This is a genomic window from Stenotrophomonas sp. CC22-02 (assembly GCF_004365115.1).
In the GTDB taxonomy this organism is placed as follows: domain Bacteria; phylum Pseudomonadota; class Gammaproteobacteria; order Xanthomonadales; family Xanthomonadaceae; genus Stenotrophomonas; species Stenotrophomonas forensis.
The window spans coordinates 1,707,737-1,728,279 of the sequence record NZ_SOCO01000001.1; the positions used below are offsets into that span (position 1 = coordinate 1,707,737).

Consider the following 20,543-nt stretch of genomic DNA (forward strand, 5'->3'; position numbering starts at 1 on the left):
CCTACTCGAGCCTTGTTTCAAGCTCGCCCAAGGCTGTCCCAACGGTCCGCGCTGCGGCCGCCAAGAGCGCGCCGATGGAAGCTTCACCGTCCTCGATCAAAGAAACAGTCTTGACCAGCGAGGGAACGCGCTCCGGAAACTCGAACAAAGGGCAGCTTGCAGCAAGGCGTGTCCAGTTCATTGAGAGTCGGCGTGCCACTGGCCTGCCGAAAGCTTTCTGAACTAGTAAGCCTTCAGGGAAGCAGACGGTAGCTGACGCTGCGAGGCGCTGTATCTGAAACATTCCTTCAGGATCTAGAGAAGGGTCGCCCATGAGTCCAAGTGCGGCCCCGAATGTCTCGCCGATTGAGCGATCCACTCGGCGCGTTACGACTCCGAGGGCAGCATCCCTCCGCAGCGCGAGCCCGCGGGACATATCGGACAGCGACGAGACAATCTCACTGCTGGCTCCCCAAATGCGTAATGCATCGTCACGCCAAGACGCAATGGTTTGGCTTGGCTTCTCACAGCAAATTGCGGCTGCAGCAAACACCGCAAAGAGCCCCTCAGCGTTGATCCTTGACCTTGCGAGTGGCATCGCGCCATCGTCACTCTGCGCTTCCTGTGGATGCACGGAGAGCGGGAGAGCATTGTACGCCTGCTCGAAGGCGGCGAGAGAGAGCGCGAACCCTGGACCTGTCCCGGAATTGAACTCGAATGCGAGCAGAGACTCCGCAGCGCAGAATCTGACCAACGGAAAGCTAGATGTTCGCAGTACTTCTAGATGAGTGCGATACGTGGGCGACACATCTCCGAGTTGCGAAGCCAGAAGTCCGGCTTTAGCAATGGTGAGTTCAACCCGCATTCGTTGATTAGGCTGCGAAGGTCCAAAACTCAGCCCGGGCTCGGAGGCTTTTCCAAAAGGTACCCTCAATGCTGAGATGTCTGCGTGTGTTGCAATTGCGTAAATGAGATCGCACAGGCCGTTGGTGAATCGAACTAGTGCCTCCCAATCTTCGCGCCCATCCTCATAAGCCTGCTCCGGCAATTCGGGCAGCAGGTCGGTAAGCATCCGTGCGGCGCGCCGAGGTTCACCCCCCATGGCTGCGACATGACTAGCGTCAACCAAGAGCCCGTGTCTTGTTATTTCGAGGCGGTAGTCAGCCCTTACATCCGAGCCTGAGACAAAATAGAGTTCAGCCTGCACCCACCGCTCGAGACGGCAGGCGCAAATTCCGGCCCGCCTGTAGGCGAATGCATCTAGGCGCACTACAGCTTCAGGGTCGGATACAACTTGCTCCCAAGCAGCGAGGGCGTTAGTGTCATCATTGGCCTGGAAGAGTGCGTTGACCCGCTGTTCGCGTATCGTAACGGTCTCTCCGAATGATGACGCGGCGTCCGCCAAAACCCGTAACGCACCTGCATGGTCATGAAGGTACTCGCCTCGGATAATTGACATGGCTCTAGCGACTTCACTTCCGAACTGAGCAAGATTGAAGTGCCGCGCAACTTCTGCAGCACGTGACAGCATCACGCAAGTTGATTCCCAGGCGGCATCACTGGTGCTCAGTGATGCCCACGCGCCGTGCACGAAGGCTCCACAGGAGTTAACCAGAGGCCAGCTAAGAACGGCTTCGAAGGCTTGCCTTTGATCGGCACTGGAGTCTAGATCGAGCCAATCGAGAACGTGTGCCAACGTCTCAAAGTCTCGAACGGACGACGCCTGAAGTGCTAGGTAGAGCTCGATGCTTGTGGCGCTTCCCGGAATGCCATCGGATGAATCAAAGGAACTAGCGATAAATTTACGACCAAACTGTTCAGCAACGTCGGCCGATTCGCCCCTAAGGCCACTGAGTGTGCCAATGGCGGCCAGCTTCGACCTCAATGGAACTCGTGGATTCCGGCTTACCAACAGCTTCAAGCAGCGCATCACTTCCAGTGCTGATCGCGGTTCCGGCTCCCGAATGCTCTCAACTTCATCGGACCAGCGGGCAAGGATCGTCGGAACCGTCTCAGCGTCGATCTGGCTCGCCACCGAGAATTGAAGCTGGCGCAACATTACGCTGACAAATGCCTGGGTTTCAAAGAATTTTTGGCCTTCGGACAACGCGACGTACGGCAGCCAACGTAGATGCTGAAAGACTGCGGCCGATATGGCTTCCTCGCCGATGGTCTCCAAAACACGTGCGCAGTGCGCTAGACGGCTCGCGTCATGCGCGAGATAGGCGTGGAACAAGAGTGCTGCAGCATCGGATACGTGCAGACTCCCGACTCTAGCAATTGCGTCATAAAGCCGGCGGTGGGCAAGTTGCCGGTGCTCCGTTGACCACGCCTCAGCTGCAGCCCCCTTCAACAGCGGCGTCACACTCAGCCGCCCGGGCAAGGTCTGCTCTAGCCATTTGCCATGCAGAGCATCAATGACATCGCCCCCATTTGAGATGCCTCCCACCGCGTTCGCCAAGCTCAGCAGCATCGAACGCGTCAGTGGAAACGTCGCCTCGGCAGCCGTGTACACAAATGCGGCCGTCTCTGCGGTGACCGATCCGCTAAACATCCTGCGTGCAATCTGTTTGGCACTGGTGATTGCGGGCGAACTCGCTGTGACATCGGCTGGCGTGGGCGGCGGCCACCTTTTCGCGGTGAGTTCGATTACACGCACCTGAACTAGCTTTGGATGCCCCCCAGTCGTTCCGCAAATGAAAGCAGCCCATGTTTGAGAAACGCTTTCGGGACAGCCATTGTTGAGGCAGTGGTGCTCGACCTCCTCGACCGACATCTCAGGTACGTCGACGACTTCGATGCCTGCGAGATCAGAAAGCTGCGCCAGTTCAACGGACTCGCCGCGAGCAGTAAGAAGCACGCCACGACCTGCGCGTGCGGCGCGGCCTAGTAGCAAGGCCAGGGTTTGCCCGTATACCGCATATGTTGCCGGGGAAAGATCGATATTGTCGATTACGACGAGTGATGGCGAAGATTCGTCACCGATGCTTGCTGCTATCGCTCTAAGAAGATTGTCAGTGTCAACGCCACTCCGCGATTCTACAAGGAACCACCAAGCCTCTGGGCACAGGGCGCTCGCTATAACTTGAGCTAATGTTGTTTTTCCCTTGTGAATCGTCCCCGTCAGTAAGACAGTCTTGCGTTGCGAGACTTTAAGCCGAACTTGATCGACAAGAGATGCTCTGGTGAGAAGTGCGGCCGGAGCTTGTGGCACAGGTTGCAGCATTACCTTCAGGAGCGCTGAGGCGGGGTCGAAGGCGCCCGCTCGAAGTGCTGTAAGGAATTGCTTGAACTGAAGTGCTGGGACTGGCACATGTTCTGTCGTCGCCCTTTCGATCTCCCTGAGAAGGTCCGCTAGAGTCAGGCGGCGGCTGGTAGACTCCGGCCGCACCAATACATCGCACGCGAATGAGTGAAGCCGGTCGCGGACTGATTCCACATAGGACAATGAAATGTGCGCATCATTGAGGCGGACCACCAGCCGGTCTTCGACGCTCTGCTTCACCTGATTGAGGCCCGGCTGTTCTAGGAACCAATGAACACGGCTGATGAGCTGGTCTTTGACCTGCTCCGTCGTAGCCGTGTTTAGGAACCGTCTTAGAGCACTAGTGCTAGAGAGCTTTGGCAGTAGATATGCCTGAATCCGTGACGCCATGTCAGTATTGGTCTGGGCAATGCGCCATGCTTCCATGCCTGCGACGCCATCGAACTGTGCATCTCGCTCTACTGCGGCGGACGCGGTCGTGATGTAGTGAAGATCTACCCGGCGTGTAGTCTCACGCTGGCTAAGTGTCCAGTAGTTCTCGAGCGCCTCGTGGGACCGTTGGTTGTTTAGCGATATCTTCTCGACCTCATGCTTGACTTGACCGGCGATTGCTCCCCCTGAAGCAATCCGGTCGAGATCCTCCGCTCCCTCGAGGAAGATGACCTCATCCGCCGACCCCAGACGTAACCAGGCGTCGATCGACCACCAAATCTGATAAACAATGCCTCGGATCGAGGCAACGGCTTGCCGTGCAGGGTCTCCTGCCAGTTCGCCTGGATCGGGCGGCGATATTTGCGGGTCATTGAAGTTGGACGACATATGAACCAAAGTATTGGCGTCGATCACCGGCGGTTGAGCGTGAGCTTAGCGCACCAAGCTGGACCGACGTATAGCACGTCGAAATCGCGTGAACCAGTGGATCTTATTTCCAGGAGCGTATAAGCGTCCCTAGGCCGCCCCTTCTTGCAGTGAATTTCAGTCCTGGTGTAGACGCATTCACGTACAAGGCCCGCCTGAGCAGGGGCTGGCCGCAACATGGGTGTGACTGTTAACAGATCAGCCGCTCGCTTGAGCCGGCCGGCGCCCGGATTAGGCCTTCGGTCCTATTAAAGGGCTATCGTCATTGGTTGCATGACGCTGTACGCGGAGCAGCGGGCTAAGGTGCACACCAAAGCCCTAGCTCCGATAGATCTTCCTAATCCCCTACCTCGCCGATGCCCGCCACACGCCAAGAGCAGTCATCTAGGTCTTTTCGCATCGATGATGCTCAGCCTTCCAGGCTCATCGACCTGGAGCACTGGGGTCTTGCGCCTAGGTCGAGCAGTCGCGGCTGTTGGATTTCACTGTCGGTCCTTGGTCTAATCTTGGAGGGTGATATCTCAGGGATCCTTGTCGTCGGCGAACAGGGTTTTGAGATCGGTTTCCCAGGAGTCACCCAGCTCAATGCAAGCGAGCTTCTGTGCAAACGAACTGACGGCGAGTACTCGTTGCGCTTCATCCTCACCAGCCTGTGCGACGGTTTCTTGCAACTCCCGGACTAGATCTTCTGCATAGTCCTCCCGCGCCTCGATACTCCATTGCGCCAGCGCTCGGTCGAACTCCCTTGAAATCCCCGCCCGCACATGGGCATGCTCCGTTTGGAACGAGTTTTCCCTTCGCTCGGAATAGAAGGTCGGCGCAGTGGCCTCTACAGTGAAACGTGCTGGCTTCGCTGATCGTGGATTTAACGCAAAGCCACGCGTCGGAAGACCTGAGCTGGGCCCAAGAACCAGTGAGAGTCGCCACCCCCCGAACAAGGAAATATAGGCGATCCACTTGTCACCTACGTCGGCCACGATCAGAACGTGTTCGAATCCTGAGCTTTGCGCATCAGGAGTCTTGTCGTGCGGAGTGAGCGAGTTGATCTTCGGCCATTCGTTGACGAAATCCCATCCCGCAAAGCGATTGATGGCAGGCTCTCCATAACGAATTGCTTTAAGCAGATCCCCAGAGAGAAGCTTGCGTGCCTGTCCGTTTCCGAACAGAACCACACATCCGACCACCGCCGACTTCGCAGCACACCGCCAAACCTTGGGCCCATCGAACGAAATCTGCCGATGTACCGTAGGCGCCTTCTCCTGAACCCGAATTGCACTCAACACTTCAACGGAAGCCCCTCGCTTGGCAAGGATGGAGAGCATCTGCTCGGCATTGGCCTGACTGTTCGCCCTAATCTGTTGCTCTACCCCGTACAGCATTTCTCTGGGGACCTTCCCCGGCCTTGCCACAGGAACGAACCCCGGTGCCAAATCAAATTCAAGCCCAACATCTAGCTTTGCTGCGCGTAGCAGCGTTGGCGGGGCCTTGTTCCGGCCCGACCATATCTTCAGCCCATTGCGGATCTCTTCGAACCCTTTGGCAAGGGCATCGTCGACCTTTCCCGTCTCTTCATTCGCGAAAGCGTTGTTGCAGACAAGACAGGTCGCTTTCCGAGTCGCCAGACGCCCGCCCAGTGCTGATAAGAAAACATGCTCCTCGCTACCAGGGTCAAGATCGCGATCGCAAAACAGGCACTTGTCCATCTATGGCTCCAAAAAGGTTAAGCGTGAATCCCATTCGTAGCGCGAAATAATAGCCTTCACTGGCCTTCCTTGGCTCTATCCCCCGACCACACCCCTGCCAGCTGCCGCACCAAACGCAACCCGGAACCTTCCCCGTTCCGTTTCTTGACTGACATCCCCCCGCTTGCCCGGAAGCTGCTGGCTCATTCCCCTACAGAGAGCCCTCACCCTGGCAATCGATGAGCCTTTGGGGTTGAACCTCGGCTCATTGCGCAGCGCAGTGACGCTGACGCTGCACACCCATCACGCCTCCACGATCCGGCATGGCCGTGCTGCCGCCGCTGAATCGCGATGACTGCTCTGGGTCGGCAGCTGCCCTCCCGTACCCCTGATAAATCTTCCAAATCATCGTGCCACTCAAATCGAGGGAACGTCGGTCGAGCCCCCGATACGCCGGATTTTCCGCTCTAGGTCGGCAGCACTTCGGGGTAGAGGTCACTCTAAAGTACGAGTTCCGCTTCAAATACGGAACCCACAAAAAACAACTCAAAACGGTGGAGGAGTGGACTGGAATCTAGTCTTGTCTACAACTGCCCCTAGGATTAGATATCCAGCGGTCTGGGGCCGGGTGCACTCAGAATCGAAGATCTATCGCGATATCTTTATTGGCGCGCGCATCCGCAGTTCGCAGGAACGCGGTCGCTTTCGGCAGCAGCGCCCTGTATCGCTCCTCGTCAGGATGATTGTAGCTGTTCGGCTGCGAGCAGGAAAAAACCACTTCAAGAGTCTTCGCCTTGGTCCAATTCTGCAAAAGGCTTTCTGTCGCCTGCGTCCAATGGGTCCCAGCACCATGATGAAACGCGAGAATTCCGCGCAGCGCTACGCCCTGCTGCTTGAGTTGCAGGAAACAGCCGATCTTTTCGAAAGGTGCATCGCCGGGGAGCAGTATCGCTTCAAATCCGTCCGGCCCCTTCCTCACGATGGCGAGTGCGACCCCGCTCTTGTTGCAATCCTCGTCCTTGGCAAAGGCGCCAGGGAACGAGCCGATCTTCTCCCAGAGAATATAATCTTCATTTTGGGTATCGAAGCGCAGAGCCTGTCCAACGAAGCTCTCCGGGATGCAGTGGATATCATCCAGTGTCGCGGAGAAGCGAGCCGCCCGAGGCGACGTCACTTGGCGGGGGACGAGCCAGACAGCATTCTGGGCCGTGGTTCCCTTCGACGCCGAGCACCAATGATCCTCGTCCCAATGCGTGAGCATAAGGAGCCGGTTACCGGCAATCGGCATGCGAAGGTCAACGTCGCTATTCTTCGTGAACGGATGGCGTTCACGCCCGCCATAGTCGAGCTGCAGCGCCGCTTCCTCGTTACCCTCGACATCGACCAATACCGCTATGGAATCACCCTGACCTACGTCGAAGACGCGCACGCCGAGAATCCGAGATGCCTTCGCCAAGGGCGAGAGCCCCGCGATATTGGCCAGATCCGGGCTCGCGATCGCTTTCCTGTTTCGAACGGTAGCCATATCAAGCCTCGAACTCTTGAGAAGATAGCCTCTGGCCAAAGTCGGCCTTCGTATTGAGCGTGAGCCAATCCGTGTCTTCAGGCTCGTCACGCGGATTATCAGGCGGAGGGGCGGCTTCGCCGCCACCCTCCTCGAATCCGGCATCGGAAACATGGGCCAGCGAGAATATGTCGCGAAGCCGATATTCGAGATAGGGTGGAATTCGGTCGATGAATTCGAGAGACCCGGGCTGATAGGGACCAGGTGAAAGCTCGGTCGCTCCTACAAAGACCGGCAGACGGTCGTCTTCCTTCGTGCGCTCGCGAACCCCGATCCAATACCAGGAACCGGGCGTGAGGCTGCCTCTCAGAAACAGCAGGTCTTCACTCGTCTCATCCGCATAGAGATCGAACAGGGGAAGCGGGGTGTCGCCGAACATCTCCACCAGCTGTGTTCGCCGCCGTCGCCGCTGCTCTTCGGTGATATTGTCATGATCCAGTGCCTCGAATTGATCCACGACCTCGATGAACTTGCGAGTTTGGATCCCGCTGGAGCGGAAGCGCCAGGGGCACTTGCCAACGACGATTTCGGTGGAAATCGGCTCGCCGTCAGGGCGAAGCAACTCATCTGGCGTGACCGATACGGCTTCTTCCACAAAGACGAAATGATCGCTGTCATGGGCGACGAACCGGAGTTCTTCCGGATGAAGCCAACCATATCGCTGCCAATATCCGTACCCGTAGCGCGGCACAATCATCCGATGACCTCCCCCAGCCCAGACAGGCAACTAGCTTAAACCAAACGGCGGAAACGAAGGTCAGTGCACCTATCGCGATCATCGCCCCCGCCATGAGGCGTACAAGCCCTCGGATCGGACGCCAGATCGGGGGCTAGGACTAATTCGCTACCCACGATAAACATCCCTTATCCATGACTGACCTTGGGCCTACTGTGATCCCATGGAGATGAGAGATAAGGTGCGGGCGCGCTTTGGCGTTAGCCCGATTGACGCCAACGACCTATATCTCTCCAAGATCCTTGATCAAGGCCTGCCCCTTCTCCAGGAAACCAGCCAACAGCCGTCCTCCAGCGACCTGTCGCCCCACGCGTTCATTGAGCCAGGTAGCCTGGACCTTGCCAGCCGCAAGAACGTCGGCTGGAGCGAAGCTATCCGGCCTGCCGGCCAGCGGTTCCCCAGGTGAAGCCAAGCCCCCATCTAGGGGCTGCACTATCGTTGACCTGGAGCTGTCGCTCTTCGCATACGCTGTGGCCACCATCCGGCCTCTCTTCGGCGACCAGCCACCCAGCACCAGCTCGGTCCCAAGCTTTTCGATCGGCAAGCGAGCCTCGGCTGCCGCCCTCACGTAATTCGGCCATAGTTGATCCACTACCAGGCCCAACTCGGCGGAGAGCTGCTCCATCGTGAAATCAGCACGGAAGCTCGCCTGCAGAGCCAGCTCGTAGATGCGAAGGAAGAACTGCGTGGACCCGCGCGCAGCCAGCACAAGGTTGTGCTGCGGAATCAGGAGCAGTTTTGCACCAGATGAGTGGGCGCCGGTCTGGGCATCCTCCGCCAAGGTGTCAACGGCAACAAGGAGCTGGTCAGCACGCAGCAAAACGTTGAGGATGCTCATTGTGTACGCCCAGTGGCCCACACGGACTATCCGTCCTATTCATGCGCAAGTCGAGCCCACTATGACACTCACCCTAGAGCAAATTGCTGAACGACTGCGCTCGTGCGAGGTCGATCTGGAAGCCCATCGGGCCTACCTCAAGGCGATGGAATACGCGCTTGGCGCTGCCATCGCCACCCACAACGATCGGCGATCACTGGCCCGCGTGTGGGAACTTATGCTGGTAGAAGCGGCGGACGTTCATGCCGGCACCGACGGCCCGGTTTTCACCGCTGCGCTTCAGCAGTCTCTTCGCATGCTCACCGAGCAGATTTCCTCGATCGACCCAAGGGCTACCAATCAGCGCCCAGTAGACCAGTAAGGATTCGCTCAAGCTCGGCGGCGGCCTCCTGCTGGGAGCCCACTTTGATTGAAAGGCCGATTTGTGACGGACCGGGCCTGACCTCAAACCGCGTAATGGTGCCGCCCCCCCGCCCATCCACCTGAACCCTGGCCGTTATGGTTCTTCCCCTGGCGCTGAATATCCAATCTTGAAACTCGTGCATCTGTACTTCTCGGTGTGGGCCTCACAGGATAACTGCCGCCACGTGATGCGAGAATCATCCAAGGTGACACCCGCACTCTAGGTGTTGACCCGAGATTTCGCCCGCCATGCTCCTGTCTCAACGTCCCTGCGAAGCGCCCACGTCTTTGCGGGTATCTTCGCGCCACGAGCCGTGAGGTACTCCGGCATTGAAAGGAGAACCTCTTCCCCCCTCACAGAGCAACTGGTCGAGAGGACGACGCCATCACTCAACTCCACCAAGCACGTGGTCTCACCGTCAGTTGCCGGGAGGCTGCCAGAGAGATCGGCGGTAGCCCCGGGATAGATGTGGGTATGCGTGAACTCAAAGCGCATCGATCTGTTCCCTACTGCCCTTGATCGCTTATACACCCGAGGACGGCACAAGGTGCTATCTCCGGGGGAGCCGCAGCAATTCAGGCTGCCGCCGACTCGCGGCATTGCGCAACCAGATCGGCGAGTTGCTCCATGCCCGTAACGGGATCAAAACGGCCTTTCAGGCGCTGGGAGAAATTGGTCCAGTCGGCGCGGACCAAGGACTTAAGCTGAGAGGGGGTCACCCGCATGAATAGCAACGGCTGTTCCGGGAAGCGGAGCTGCTGAACAGTCCCTCGAGCGAGCTGCACAAGCTCTGAGTGGATGGCCAATGACTCGATGTAGACCAAAGTCGCAGCTACCGAACTAGCGGTTCCCTCGAGGTAGGTAAAGAAGCGGCGTCCATCGAAGCACACAACCGCTCGCGACCCGCACGCATCGTTGAACCTAGCCCCAGCAGCCATTAGGTCGGCAAGCCGGCTTTCAGCCACTTCTTCGACAGCGGAGCTTACAAACACAACTGAACACTTAAGCATGCGGCACAACCTCGAATTCAGCGGTGATCGTATGCACAGCCATGTGCTCAGCGCGTGCAGGAAGCAAGGCAACAAGCGGTGCACAGTCGCGGGACTTTCACGCTCGCAGAACTACGCTCCGTACACCACTCAAGACTGAGCGGCCGTGAGCAGCATCAGCAGCCGCGCGCACCTCGCAGGAAGCGACCAGCCCACACACCGTCGCCCCTGAATGATCAAGAGCAATCCCCTGCACGCGCCCGCCTTCGAACCGAACTCCCCTCAGTTCGCCTGGAAGACCAGGTTCAAGGACAAGTGTGTCTATACCGGTTGCGGAGTCGGCCTGCCTGGGCGGGTTGAGAGTGACAAAACTGCCGAAATCCGAGCAACCAAGCAGGCACTTGCTGCGCAGCTTGCGCACGTTAGGCTTTCGCAGTGCCACGAGGTGTTCGTCCGAAACACCACAGCGGCACTGATCACCGTCCACCATTTCCTTTCTCAGGCAGCTGAGAAGGATGCAGTCTTCTTCCTCTGCGCAGATGCGGAGGTTGCTGGGCAGATCATCGCCACACTCAACATACAGGACATGCCATCCTGAGCAGCCTCCTACGTCTTTCTGCAGAGCTATGACAGTGGTCCTAGGGGGGGGCGGAGTGTCCGCCAACTTCCACTAAAGCATGTCGGGGGCTGCAGGATGGCCTGATCGAAGGGTGGATGGCCGCCAGTCCAGACGAATGCCGCGCAGATAAGCCATTCATATTGAACCATCCAGCAAGCGGAGTCGATCACTCCAGTTGTGTGACCAAATGCCGATAAAAGCGGGACAAGCAATGCGACTCTGACTCTGAGTTAGGTGCAAATCCGTTTCAGGGGGAACTGATTGACCGTCTCTGGCAACCGCGTGCGATTTCTGTCGACGATTCTGGGTTCTGCAGCGCTGTCCATGCTGGCGATGCTGATAGTTGCTCAAGCCGTCTTGTATGTTGAGGATAGTGAGTCCACAGAGACCATCGCTGAAGCGGTGGTAGCTCGAGCAGAGACTGTCTCTCGAGCCCGACGCGTCGCTTCAGATGCAGCGCTGAAGTCTGCTGTCATTGCCTGCTCCGACGAAGACGTTCGAGCACTCAAGGAAATCGCGTTCAACTCGAGCTATATGAGCGACGTGGGGCGCATCCAGGAGGGTCACCTGCTGTGCAGCGCGCTTTGGGGAAGGATCGTTCCGTTCAAGCTTCCTGCGCCGCACTATTCATCGGGCGAGACCAAGCTATGGAATACGTCCGATCTCGTTGGCTCGCCTTACGGAGGCACCAACCTGATCGCCCAGGGCCAGACATTCACGGTGTCATCGCCCTCGTCCTTCGATGGCTTGGACCCCGCGAGAACCAGCACATTCACTGTCGAAACGCGTGATCGCTCCTATGTATTCCGGAGTGTGGAACCTGCAACGGACGCCAGTGAAGCCGCATCATCCCGCATACGGCTGAGCCGATGCAGCAACAAGGCAAACGTCTGTGCATTCGTATCACGGCCCCGGCGGGGCATCTGGGACCTTGCCCCATCTCTGCTCTACACCATCATCGGCATAGGTGCCGCGCTTGGCATTACCTTCTCGTACCTCCTAATTCGCCGAAACAGGACCGCAAGGCAGACGCTCCAGCAGCGCTTCAGCCTTGCCATGCGCCGAAACGAGATCGAGTTGGTGTATCAGCCTCTATACACCGTTGTGGATAGGCGCCTTGTCGGGTTCGAAGTGCTAAGCCGCTGGAGCCCAGCTGGCGAAGGCGAAATATCTCCTGGCATCTTCGTACCAATGGCCCGCCAACTTGGCCTGAGTTCAGATCTTTTCCGGTACGTACTGTCGAAGGCGCTGAGAGAGATGGCACCGGCCCTCGCAGGCGAGAATGCACCATACCTGAGCATAAACGCTGAGCCCGTTGACATGGCTTCGGAGGATACTGTTCGTTTCGTCGTAAGCGTCACGCAGCAGGCCGGTGTTCTACCGGATCAGGTCAGGATCGAGATCACCGAACGTGAGGAACTGGTCTGCCCTGGCGTAACCGCACACATGGCAGCGTTGGCAGCATTGGGATTCCGATTCCTCATTGATGACTTCGGAACTGGCAGCTCCAACTTCTCACACTTTGCCCAGTCTCCCTTCATCGGTATCAAGATTGACCGCATGTTCGTATCGGCCATCACTGAGGAATCACCCTTGCGCCCGGTGTTGCCGGGCATGTACCAGATCGCCCGCCAGCTCGGCCTGGAGGTGATCGTGGAAGGAGTGGAGACTGCGGAACAGGATGCATTGCTGCAGCAGATCGCGCCTTCTGCTGTAGGCCAAGGATGGCTCTACGGCACTCCTGTGCAAGCTGATGCCGCCGCTGTCCTGGCCAAATCACACAATGGCGACGAGCCATTCACTGATCCGTGAATGGCATCTATTCCACTATGTACTCGCGCCGAGGAATGGCGTAGCAAGACGAAAGACGACTGTTACACGCACGAGCCTTCCCCACTCAGTGCAACCGAACGGTTGATGGTGTTCACACCCATCGCTGCTGACGCCCCGAAAGGGCATCGTCGTGATCGGATCTGAGTCGAAGCTATGCAGCTTGCACGTAGGGCGCTACAGCTGCGGCCAGCACATCAATTCCCCATGCCGATCCAGCAATTTCCTCAGGCTCACTCTTCTTGAAGCGCGACCAATCGACCCTTGCCAGCTTGCCCACGAGCAGCTGATCGGCCGGAAGTCGATGCATTGACCAATAGGGGAACTGCCTCGTAGATATGCGGCCTCTCGCCAGTTCTACGATGCCCGTGTGGCTCGTCGATTGCAGCACGCGCTCATAGACGCTGGCGACTCCATCTTCCGGGCCTTCAAAGTACTGCACGAATCTTGCTCCGTCGTACAGCAAAACTCCCGTTACGCCTGCCATCTTGTTGAACCTGGCAGCATCCGCCACAAGTGCCTCTAGCTGCTCAATCGAAAGATCTTGGACTGCTTCGCTTGCGTATACAACGGCCCGGATGGGCATGTCTTTGCCTTGGAAGAGGGCCACGTCGGCACCTATTCACACTCTATCACTCGGCATGTAAGTGGGGCCGTGCTGTCCTGCCGCGCCTACGGTAAGCGCCAAGCAATTAGCAACGCCCGCCTGATTGGCTGTCCATCAAATATCCGTCATCCTCGAAACTGAACGAGACGTGGTTCACATTTCCCATCGCCTAGCGCGACAATCGTGTAGGGGCCTGTCGGCCCCGCCACGGGGAGTGGAGCCATGTTCAAGCGAGGGGAAGACGCGTTCTTGGTGCTGGAGCTGCGTGTAAGGGAGTGCGAGCGCCGTATTGCAAAGTCCGATGGCCGAACCAGGGCATTGGAATGCGCCATGCGGGCGATTGTCGCCAGTGCTTCTAATCCCTCGGCCTTGCGCGCCGCGTGGGCGCAATTGATTCCGATGGTCGTGGAGAGCCATGCCGACGAGCGTGGAGAAGCGGCCAATGACTACCTCGATGGTCTACGCCAAGGCCTCAAGTTCGTCACTGAGCAGATAGAAGCGGCCGCAGAACGGTCCTGCCCTCCTCGGAGGTAGTTCCGAAAGCCGATCTAATACTCGGCTTCTTGATGCCCTGCCCTAGGGAGAATTCCCTTCGATGGCCCAGACACTGTCCTTGTGGCCGACCTTTGCGCGCTTCCTGGATTGCCTCGCCAGTTGCCAGAAAATGGCAGCAGCGACAATTGCGGTCGCGTCCACGGCCACCCCGGCACTTGAATGGTTCCAGGTGCCGGGGACGCCAGCCAACGCCGCAAGGCTGCCGACCGGGATCAGTGCCGTCGCTACTGCGCCAACGTACAGCAGCTCATAAGCGGAGCGCGCGGCCCCACGCAGGAATGCCCAGGCCACTGCCAGCAGGAAGGCCGCATAGTAGATGCCTTCGTGCCATGCCGGGACATTGGCAACCAGCCCAGGCAGCCACTTGGTAGCTGCCAGTGTTGCCGATATGCCGATAACACAGCCCAGGGACACCCCGATGGTCAGCGATCCCAGTACACGGGTGGATCGCTTCTGCTCGGGAAGGTTGGCATCGCGCTGCTTCTTGCGTCGTGACTCGATCCACAGCAGGTTGCCGGTGTAGAACACGATCGCACCGCCAAGCCCCAGGAGCAGGTACATCCAGCGCACGGGGTTCCCGCCAAAGCTGCCGAAGTGCAGCATGAAGAAGGCATTGACCGCCGTATCCCAGCCGCCCATGTGTCCTGGCAGGTCATGTGTGTCCACTACGCCAGTGTACGGATTGAGGTGGGTACTCATGTAGGTGCGGGCACGGGTCCCGTAACGGATATCCAGGCCGGTGACACGCCCCTCGACCACACTGCCCTTCTGCTGGAAACCCAGGCTGTAGACCTCAAAACCTGGCAGCTGTGCCTTTACCTTTTCCAGTAGTGCAGGAGCAGACAGAGGCTGGGCGTCCGGAGCGGGCTCGGTATCGTGCTCTTCGCCCCATTGGATGCCGTTGGGATAAACCACCTTGTCCTGGATGTCGTAGATCTGATCGTGGAACGCGAATACCACGCAGGTTACGGCCATGATCAGGTGGAACGGCAGGCTGACAATGCCCAGCGCGTTGTGCACATCCAGCCACATGCGCTTGATGTTCTTGCCTACCCTCACGGCGAAGAAGTCTTTCACCAACGTCGGCAACAGCACGATGACGCCGGAGATCAGTGCCACGGCATACATCAGCGCAATGATGCCCATGATGGGGCGTGAAATCGCATCGGGGAACGGCAGGCCGACGAACTGATGCAAGGTGTCGACAAGCTGCGCCACCGGTGCCTTTCGCAGCTGCTCCACCTGGAGGTGGCCCTTCTCGTCAAAGCTTGCGCCAAACTCCGTGAACTGCCGTGGCTTGTCGCCACGTACTCGCCAGATCACGCGGGCAGGCGCTTCAGGCGACGTCTGCACCATCACGCTGTAGTTCTTCGCCGCCTCGGGATGCGCCTTGAGCACCGCGGCCAGCAGTTCAGGTGCACGTTCCATTGGGACCGGCGCAGACAGCGCAGACGGGGGTGTTGCCCATCGCTCCAACGGCTTCTCGAACATGGTGATCGAGCCGGCATAGAAGGCAACGAACAGCATCAGGCCAGCAAAGATGCCGACCCAGATGTGCACGTCCTTGTAGACCTTGATGATGTCGTTGCGGATCTTCATGTGAGGTCCAGTCAGCCCAGATGGCTGCGCGCCAGCCAGAGCGCGCCAAAGGCGACCACGTTGGCAGCACCGAGCCACAGCCAGGCGCTTGCGCTGCTACGAAAAAGGAAAACAAATGACAGGATCGGCGCCCACAGCAGCGCGACCAGCCACATATTGAACTGGGCCTTGCCGCCCCCGCCATCAATGCCGCCGGGTCCGAACCACGCGAACACGCCGGACAGGGCCAGGGAGAGCCCAAAGCCCAGCAGTACACCGGCACATGTCTTCCCGAACCAGTGTCGGCTCTGCAGCTTGTCAGGGCCGGCCATGGGCACCTCCACGCTGTCGAGCGCGCCAGACGCCCAGGAAGGGCGCGGCCGACCAGACCAGCATCAGAATCGTCAGCCAGGTGAAGAAGGCCGCACCGCTTCCCATCAAGGACAGAAACATGGCCAGCGAGACCAGCGACAAGGTGCTGCCGGGAATCCATTTCCCACGGACAGGCCAGGGTCCGGCGCGCCGCCACTGCTGCTTCGGTGACGCCAGATAGAACAGCCACGCCCCGACCACACCCGCGGCTGAAGCCAGCACTGCCATCACGACCGACATTCTGGAAGTCTCATTTGGAGGCCCCGTGACCTGGCTGGCCGGTCACGGGGCAGAAGGGTTACCAGGTGAACCGGGCGGTGGCCGTGACGGTGCGTCCTGTGCCGAAGAAGCATGAGGAGACACCGCTGCACGTGGTCACGAATCGCTTGTCGGTCAGGTTGCTGACGTTCAGTGCGAACTGCGTGCCCACACTCCCGATCGCACCGACGTCATAACGGATAGCTGCATCCCACATCGTGTAGGACGGAATCAGGTAGACGTTGGCGCTGTCACCGTAGCTTTCGCCGTTGTAGCGGACGCCTGCGGCAAGGCTCAGACCTGCGAGTGCCCCGCCCTGGAAGGTGTAGTCACCCCACAGCGCAGCGGTCCAGTCCGGAACCATCGCCAGCTGCTTGCCCTGATAGCCGTTGTTGCTCCTGGTGACTTCCGAGTCCATCCACGATGCGGCGCCGATCACGCTGAAGCCATCGAGCGGGGTGATGCGGCCTTCCAGCTCTACGCCGCGCACGCGGCCTTCGCCGTCCTGCACCTGGCACTGGCTGGAGCCGGTCGTGCCGCAGGTGTTGTGGCTGGGATCAGGGTCGTTGGTCAGGATGTTCTGCTGGCGCAGATCGTAGGCCGAAAGCGTGATCAGGCCATCGAATCCAGATGGCTGATACTTCACGCCCACTTCCCACTGCTTGCCGGTGATCGGGTCGAACGGGGTCCGGTCGAAAGACTGTGTAGCTGTGCTGCCTGCCGGCTGGAACGACTCGGCATAGCTCAGATACGGCGTCAGGCCATTGTCAGCCACGAACAGGATGCCCGCGTTGCCGCTGAAGGCCTCGTTCTTGACGCGGCTCGGCGCGCGTGCTCCGTAGCGATCCGTGGCCACGGTGTACGACTGCGTCCAGGTGTCGTCCTTGGTCCAGTCGTAACGGCCACCCACGGTGAATCGCCACTTGTCCAGCGCGATCTGATCCTGCAGGTAGGCACCGGTCTGGCGGTTGACGCCTCCCGAGTAGCTGATGCTGTTGGTGACCGGGACATAGCCGGTGTAGACCGGATTGAAGATGTCGATCGGCGCCGGATCACGCATCGCCCCGCGTGCCGCATCCCAATCGGCCTTCTGCCAGTCCACGCCCACCAGCAGCGTATGTTCAGCCGAGCCGGTCTGGAACTTGCCGGTAACGCGGGTGTCGATGGTGTCGCCCTGAGAGTCTCCCTCGCCCCAGGTGGCACGGCGCTTCTGCGTGCGGCCATCCGGGTTCAGGCCACCATTGGTCACCACGGTGCGGAAGGTCGATTCCACGTTGGTGCGGCGGGCACCCTGGCTCAGGGTCCAGTTCTCGTTGAAGGCATGTTCGAACAGCCAGCCGGCCGTCCAGATCGTGCGGTCGTAAGTGTTCCAGTTCGGTTCGCCAATGAAGGTCGTGTTCTTCATGCGTCCATAGGGGGTGGCCCTGAGCGTGCCGTCCATCGGCAGGAACTGGTAGGTCGAGCCGCCGTCATCGCGCTGATAGAGGCCCAGTACCGTCAGTCGCGTGCGCTCGGCCATCTGGAAGGTATAGCTGGGGGCCAGGAACCAGTGCTGCTGCTGGGTGTGCTTGATCTGGGTGTCACCGTCGCGATACAGGCCTACCAGGCGCCCGAGGTGACGCTTGTCGTCCGATGCCGCGCCCAGGTCGAACGCGCTGCTGTACTGACCGTTTCCATCCAGACCCAATTGCAGCACCTGTTGCTGATCGGGTGTTGGGGTCTTGCTGACCTGGTTGACCATGCCACCCGGAGCCACCTGTCCATACATGACGGCCGAGGGGCCTTTCAAAACCTCGACCCGGTCCAGGTTCCAGCTGTCCACCATGGTGCGGTTCCACTGACCGCCCTGTGGCGCACGCATGCCATCGATGGTGACATTGTTGCTCCAGCTGCCGGCATCGAAGCCACGGATACGGAAGTCGTCCACACGGTTGTCGATGCCGCCGCTCTCCAGGACAACACCAGCTACGTAGCGCATCGCCTCGTTGAGGTTCTGCACACCGCGGGCATCAAGCTCCTCGCGGGCAATGACCGAGACCGACTTGGCCATCTCCGCAACCGGCGTGTCGGTCTTGGTTGCGCCGGAAGTGTGGGTAGTTGTGCGATAAGCGTTGACCCGCACCGCATCGAGTGTGGTGGCGCTGCCATCGGGGACTTCTGGCGAGGGTGGTGCTTCAGCGTGACCGGCCAGCGGGACGGCCAGCATCAGGGCCATGGACACGGACAACAGAGAGCGCTTCGGGGCGCGGGAAGTAGTGGCGATCTTGTTCATTTGTGGGCCTACGGTAGGAAGTGCGCCCTAGGCGGCAGCTGCGGCGGCGTTAATTTCGCGTTAAATAATAGCAAATGCAAATCGTTCGCACTAGCAACCGCAGGCGCCTTTTCCTTTGGGAGCGCCCTCGCGCTGTCCGCAGCACCGCCACCAGCAACCCCACCAGGGCAATCCCACCAGGGCAATCCCCGCCGCCAGAATCAGCCCACACCTTCCCAACACTGCCCCAACAGTGGGCTGCTGAAGACGCCGACTGCAACGGCAACCAACAACACGAACCCCAGCAGTGAACTTGCCAAGACCGAAAGGGACGTCCTTACACCCACCAGCAGGGCACGGTCACACGGTGTATAGAGAGTCATTTGCGATTGGAGCTTTGCTTCACGGCGCAATCCTCCGACGAAGTTTGGTTTCGATCACCGGCAAGGTCGATGACCTGATCGGCTGCGGTCACAACGCTCCATCGATGGGTGATGGCCAGCACAGTCACCTCCTTGGCCAATTCGCGAATGTAAGCAATGATCTCGCGCTCCGTCGCCTCGTCCAGCGCCGAACTGGCTTCATCCAGAAGCAGGATCGCAGGCTCGCCATAGAGCGCACGCGCGATGGCGATGCGCTGCCGTTCGCCGCCGGAGAGTTTCAGCCCGCGCTCGCCCACCGTGGTTTCAAAGCCCTCGGGCAGCGCGTCGATCAACGCCAGGATCGATGCCCTGTGGGTGGCGAGGCGCAACCGGGCATCGTCGCGGGGGCGCCCCAGCAGAATATTGTCAGCCAAGCTCTCGTTGAGGAGGATGACATCCTGGGGAACCACCGCGACGGCGGCATGCCAGGCGGCACGTTCGATCTGGGCCAAGTCGGTGCCATCTATCAAGATCCGGCCGGCCTGGGGCTCGATCGACTTCAGTGCGAGCTTGAACAGCGTCGACTTCCCTGCCCCGGTCTCACCCATCAGGAAGTTGATGCCGCCGCGCCCGGCGTGGAAGGACGCATCATGGACGCCGCGGCCATTGCCGTAGTGATGGCTGACATGCTGGAACTCGATCCGGCCGCATTCTCCGTGGAATCGGCCGACGTTCTCGGCCTGCCGTTCTTCGGCTGCCGCCCACAGCGCCGACAACGGCGTCAGCAGGGTCCAGGAACGGGCGACGTCATCGATCGAGCGCGCGATCATTTCAAAGGGCATGTTGAGCTGCAGCAAGAGCAGGTTGAACAGCACGATATCGCCGACGCTCAGGTGGCTGCTCTGGTAGCGCGGGAGCAGCAGTGCGAAGGTGACGATGAACTCGACCGCCAAGCAGATGCCCAGCAGCGCGATGAAGCCGATCCGCTGCAGCACGTAAGCGCGCCAGCTGTCGCGGACCTCCTGGGCCTTCTGCTCGAAGCGCTGGATCATCCAAGTGCTGCCGCCGAACTGCCGCAGCGTCTCCATTGCGTTCATCGCATTGCCTACGAAGCGCGCATTCTGCTGGCCTGCCTCGAGCGCCGATTCACGATGGATCCGCGCGCGGCGGGTGGCGATGGCCGAAAGCGTGATGGCAACAGAACCATAGCCCAGCACGATGACCACCACCTGCAGGTTGATCAGCGCTCCCAATGTGACCAAGGTCAGCAGGATCTGCAGTGCACTGGGAATGAACACCACCAGGCCGAGCTGCACCACGATCTTCAGGGCATTGCGCCCCTTTTCGCCGGCCACCTGCAGTTCGGCTGCGTTGTAATCCAGGAAGAAGCTGTGGGTCTTCTTCAGCAGGCGCGCGAAATAGCGGGTGCTGGTGATGAAACCCAGGTTCTCGCCACTGAGGAACGACAGGTACTGCACGGTGTTCTGCAGGATGCTGGCGGCACCGAGCATCACCGCGTAGAGCAGGAACCATGCCGCCAGTTCACGCAGGTCTTCCGCGCTGATGCGGTCGATCAGGCGCGAGAACAGATACGGCGCTGCCACCGTGGCCAAGCTGGAAAGCACGACGGTAGCGGCGATCAACAGTAGCAGCCTGCGGTCAGCCTTCCAGTACGCGGCAAGGATCTCGGTGACCGGCGGTGGCAGCGCGAACGTTCTCATCAGCGTCGGTCAGGCATTGGTGCAGTAACTCCCGTGTGGCGGTGCGCCTGCCCTCGCCTCTCGCCACCGCAAGAAG

The 20,543-nt window shown here is 59.4% G+C and carries 16 protein-coding genes and 1 pseudogene; 5 read left to right on the top strand and 12 right to left on the bottom strand.

Annotated elements, in window-relative coordinates; genetic code table 11:
- Position 1 precedes the first annotated feature (1 nt).
- Positions 2-4,090, bottom strand: coding sequence for a hypothetical protein (locus N440_RS07995; RefSeq protein WP_133934661.1), 4,089 nt, complete (start codon positions 4,088-4,090; stop codon positions 2-4).
- A gap of 533 nt (positions 4,091-4,623) precedes the next feature.
- On the bottom strand, positions 4,624-5,805 hold the full coding sequence (locus N440_RS08000) for an HNH endonuclease (RefSeq protein ID WP_133934662.1): 1,182 nt from the start codon (positions 5,803-5,805) through the stop codon (positions 4,624-4,626).
- 208 nt (positions 5,806-6,013) lie between these two features.
- Here N440_RS08000 and N440_RS08005 point away from each other — a divergent pair.
- Positions 6,014-6,136: pseudogene (locus tag N440_RS08005) on the top strand (AcaB family transcriptional regulator); the annotation flags it as partial.
- 282 nt (positions 6,137-6,418) lie between these two features.
- On the opposite strand, the gene N440_RS08010 reads toward N440_RS08005, so the two are convergent.
- From N440_RS08010 to N440_RS08020, 3 genes are all read right to left on the bottom strand, one after another.
- Positions 6,419-7,309 carry a hypothetical protein gene (locus N440_RS08010; RefSeq protein WP_133934663.1) on the bottom strand — a complete coding sequence of 297 codons (891 nt, stop codon included), beginning with the start codon at positions 7,307-7,309 and terminating at the stop codon, positions 6,419-6,421.
- Position 7,310: 1 nt separating this feature from the next.
- Positions 7,311-8,045: a hypothetical protein gene (locus N440_RS08015; protein WP_133934664.1), complete on the bottom strand. Its 735-nt coding sequence runs from the start codon at positions 8,043-8,045 to the stop codon at positions 7,311-7,313.
- Between the two features lie 262 nt (positions 8,046-8,307).
- Positions 8,308-8,922, bottom strand: a complete 615-nt coding sequence (locus N440_RS08020; protein WP_133934665.1) for a hypothetical protein — start codon at positions 8,920-8,922, stop codon at positions 8,308-8,310.
- Positions 8,923-8,983: 61 nt separating this feature from the next.
- Here N440_RS08020 and N440_RS08025 point away from each other — a divergent pair, with 61 nt between their 5' ends.
- Positions 8,984-9,283 (top strand): hypothetical protein, encoded by a 300-nt coding sequence (locus N440_RS08025; RefSeq protein WP_049458482.1) that lies wholly within the window; start codon positions 8,984-8,986, stop codon positions 9,281-9,283.
- Between the two features lie 617 nt (positions 9,284-9,900).
- On the opposite strand, the gene N440_RS08035 is transcribed toward N440_RS08025, so the two are convergent.
- The gene (locus N440_RS08035; protein WP_049458478.1) at positions 9,901-10,335 is read right to left on the bottom strand and encodes a BLUF domain-containing protein; all 435 of its coding nucleotides are present in this window, start codon (positions 10,333-10,335) and stop codon (positions 9,901-9,903) included.
- A gap of 211 nt (positions 10,336-10,546) precedes the next feature.
- Here N440_RS08035 and N440_RS08040 point away from each other — a divergent pair, with 211 nt between their 5' ends.
- Positions 10,547-10,912 carry a hypothetical protein gene (locus N440_RS08040; protein ID WP_133934666.1) on the top strand — a complete coding sequence of 122 codons (366 nt, stop codon included), beginning with the start codon at positions 10,547-10,549 and terminating at the stop codon, positions 10,910-10,912.
- A 345-nt stretch (positions 10,913-11,257) separates the two neighbouring features.
- The gene (locus tag N440_RS08045) at positions 11,258-12,745 is read left to right on the top strand and encodes an EAL domain-containing protein (RefSeq protein WP_243831303.1); all 1,488 of its coding nucleotides are present in this window, start codon (positions 11,258-11,260) and stop codon (positions 12,743-12,745) included.
- A 172-nt stretch (positions 12,746-12,917) separates the two neighbouring features.
- On the opposite strand, the gene N440_RS08050 is transcribed toward N440_RS08045, so the two are convergent.
- Positions 12,918-13,349, bottom strand: a complete 432-nt coding sequence (locus N440_RS08050) for a BLUF domain-containing protein (RefSeq protein ID WP_133935999.1) — start codon at positions 13,347-13,349, stop codon at positions 12,918-12,920.
- A 243-nt stretch (positions 13,350-13,592) separates the two neighbouring features.
- Between N440_RS08050 and N440_RS08055 the strand changes: the two genes are divergently transcribed.
- On the top strand, positions 13,593-13,904 hold the full coding sequence (locus N440_RS08055) for a hypothetical protein (RefSeq protein ID WP_133934667.1): 312 nt from the start codon (positions 13,593-13,595) through the stop codon (positions 13,902-13,904).
- Positions 13,905-13,946: 42 nt separating this feature from the next.
- Here the strand turns inward: N440_RS08055 and N440_RS08060 are convergent, their stop codons facing one another.
- The 5 genes from N440_RS08060 to N440_RS08080 all read right to left on the bottom strand — a co-directional run bounded on the left by N440_RS08060 (position 13,947) and on the right by N440_RS08080 (position 20,467).
- Complete coding sequence (locus N440_RS08060; protein ID WP_133934668.1) at positions 13,947-15,524, bottom strand: PepSY-associated TM helix domain-containing protein; 1,578 nt, start codon at positions 15,522-15,524, stop codon at positions 13,947-13,949.
- A gap of 11 nt (positions 15,525-15,535) precedes the next feature.
- A complete protein-coding gene (locus N440_RS08065) occupies positions 15,536-15,835 on the bottom strand; it encodes a hypothetical protein (protein ID WP_133934669.1) in 300 nt (99 codons plus the stop codon).
- A complete protein-coding gene (locus N440_RS08070; protein WP_133934670.1) occupies positions 15,822-16,115 on the bottom strand; it encodes a hypothetical protein in 294 nt (97 codons plus the stop codon). The genes N440_RS08065 and N440_RS08070 overlap by 14 nt, the downstream gene beginning before the upstream one ends.
- Before the next feature lie 58 nt (positions 16,116-16,173).
- Positions 16,174-18,348, bottom strand: coding sequence for a TonB-dependent siderophore receptor (locus tag N440_RS08075; RefSeq protein WP_133934671.1), 2,175 nt, complete (start codon positions 18,346-18,348; stop codon positions 16,174-16,176).
- Positions 18,349-18,763: 415 nt separating this feature from the next.
- Positions 18,764-20,467: an ABC transporter ATP-binding protein gene (locus N440_RS08080; RefSeq protein WP_133934672.1), complete on the bottom strand. Its 1,704-nt coding sequence runs from the start codon at positions 20,465-20,467 to the stop codon at positions 18,764-18,766.
- Positions 20,468-20,543 lie beyond the last annotated feature (76 nt).

What these genes read in the sequence shown, in the direction of transcription:
- N440_RS08010 (WP_133934663.1), bottom strand. Translation starts at nt 7,309, where the DNA reads ATGGCTACCGTTCGAAACAGGAAAGCGATCGCGAGCCCGGATCTGGCC.
- N440_RS08050 (WP_133935999.1), bottom strand. Translation starts at nt 13,349, where the DNA reads ATGCCCATCCGGGCCGTTGTATACGCAAGCGAAGCAGTCCAAGATCTT.
- N440_RS08065 (WP_133934669.1), bottom strand. Translation starts at nt 15,835, where the DNA reads ATGGCCGGCCCTGACAAGCTGCAGAGCCGACACTGGTTCGGGAAGACA.
- N440_RS08025 (WP_049458482.1), top strand. Translation starts at nt 8,984, where the DNA reads ATGACACTCACCCTAGAGCAAATTGCTGAACGACTGCGCTCGTGCGAG.
- N440_RS08080 (WP_133934672.1), bottom strand. Translation starts at nt 20,467, where the DNA reads ATGAGAACGTTCGCGCTGCCACCGCCGGTCACCGAGATCCTTGCCGCG.
- N440_RS08075 (WP_133934671.1), bottom strand. Translation starts at nt 18,348, where the DNA reads ATGGCCCTGATGCTGGCCGTCCCGCTGGCCGGTCACGCTGAAGCACCA.
- N440_RS08000 (WP_133934662.1), bottom strand. Translation starts at nt 5,805, where the DNA reads ATGGACAAGTGCCTGTTTTGCGATCGCGATCTTGACCCTGGTAGCGAG.
- N440_RS08045 (WP_243831303.1), top strand. Translation starts at nt 11,258, where the DNA reads ATGCTGGCGATGCTGATAGTTGCTCAAGCCGTCTTGTATGTTGAGGAT.
- N440_RS08040 (WP_133934666.1), top strand. Translation starts at nt 10,547, where the DNA reads ATGATCAAGAGCAATCCCCTGCACGCGCCCGCCTTCGAACCGAACTCC.
- N440_RS08020 (WP_133934665.1), bottom strand. Translation starts at nt 8,922, where the DNA reads ATGAGCATCCTCAACGTTTTGCTGCGTGCTGACCAGCTCCTTGTTGCC.
- N440_RS08070 (WP_133934670.1), bottom strand. Translation starts at nt 16,115, where the DNA reads ATGTCGGTCGTGATGGCAGTGCTGGCTTCAGCCGCGGGTGTGGTCGGG.
- N440_RS08015 (WP_133934664.1), bottom strand. Translation starts at nt 8,045, where the DNA reads ATGATTGTGCCGCGCTACGGGTACGGATATTGGCAGCGATATGGTTGG.
- N440_RS08060 (WP_133934668.1), bottom strand. Translation starts at nt 15,524, where the DNA reads ATGAAGATCCGCAACGACATCATCAAGGTCTACAAGGACGTGCACATC.
- N440_RS08055 (WP_133934667.1), top strand. Translation starts at nt 13,593, where the DNA reads ATGTTCAAGCGAGGGGAAGACGCGTTCTTGGTGCTGGAGCTGCGTGTA.
- N440_RS08035 (WP_049458478.1), bottom strand. Translation starts at nt 10,335, where the DNA reads ATGCTTAAGTGTTCAGTTGTGTTTGTAAGCTCCGCTGTCGAAGAAGTG.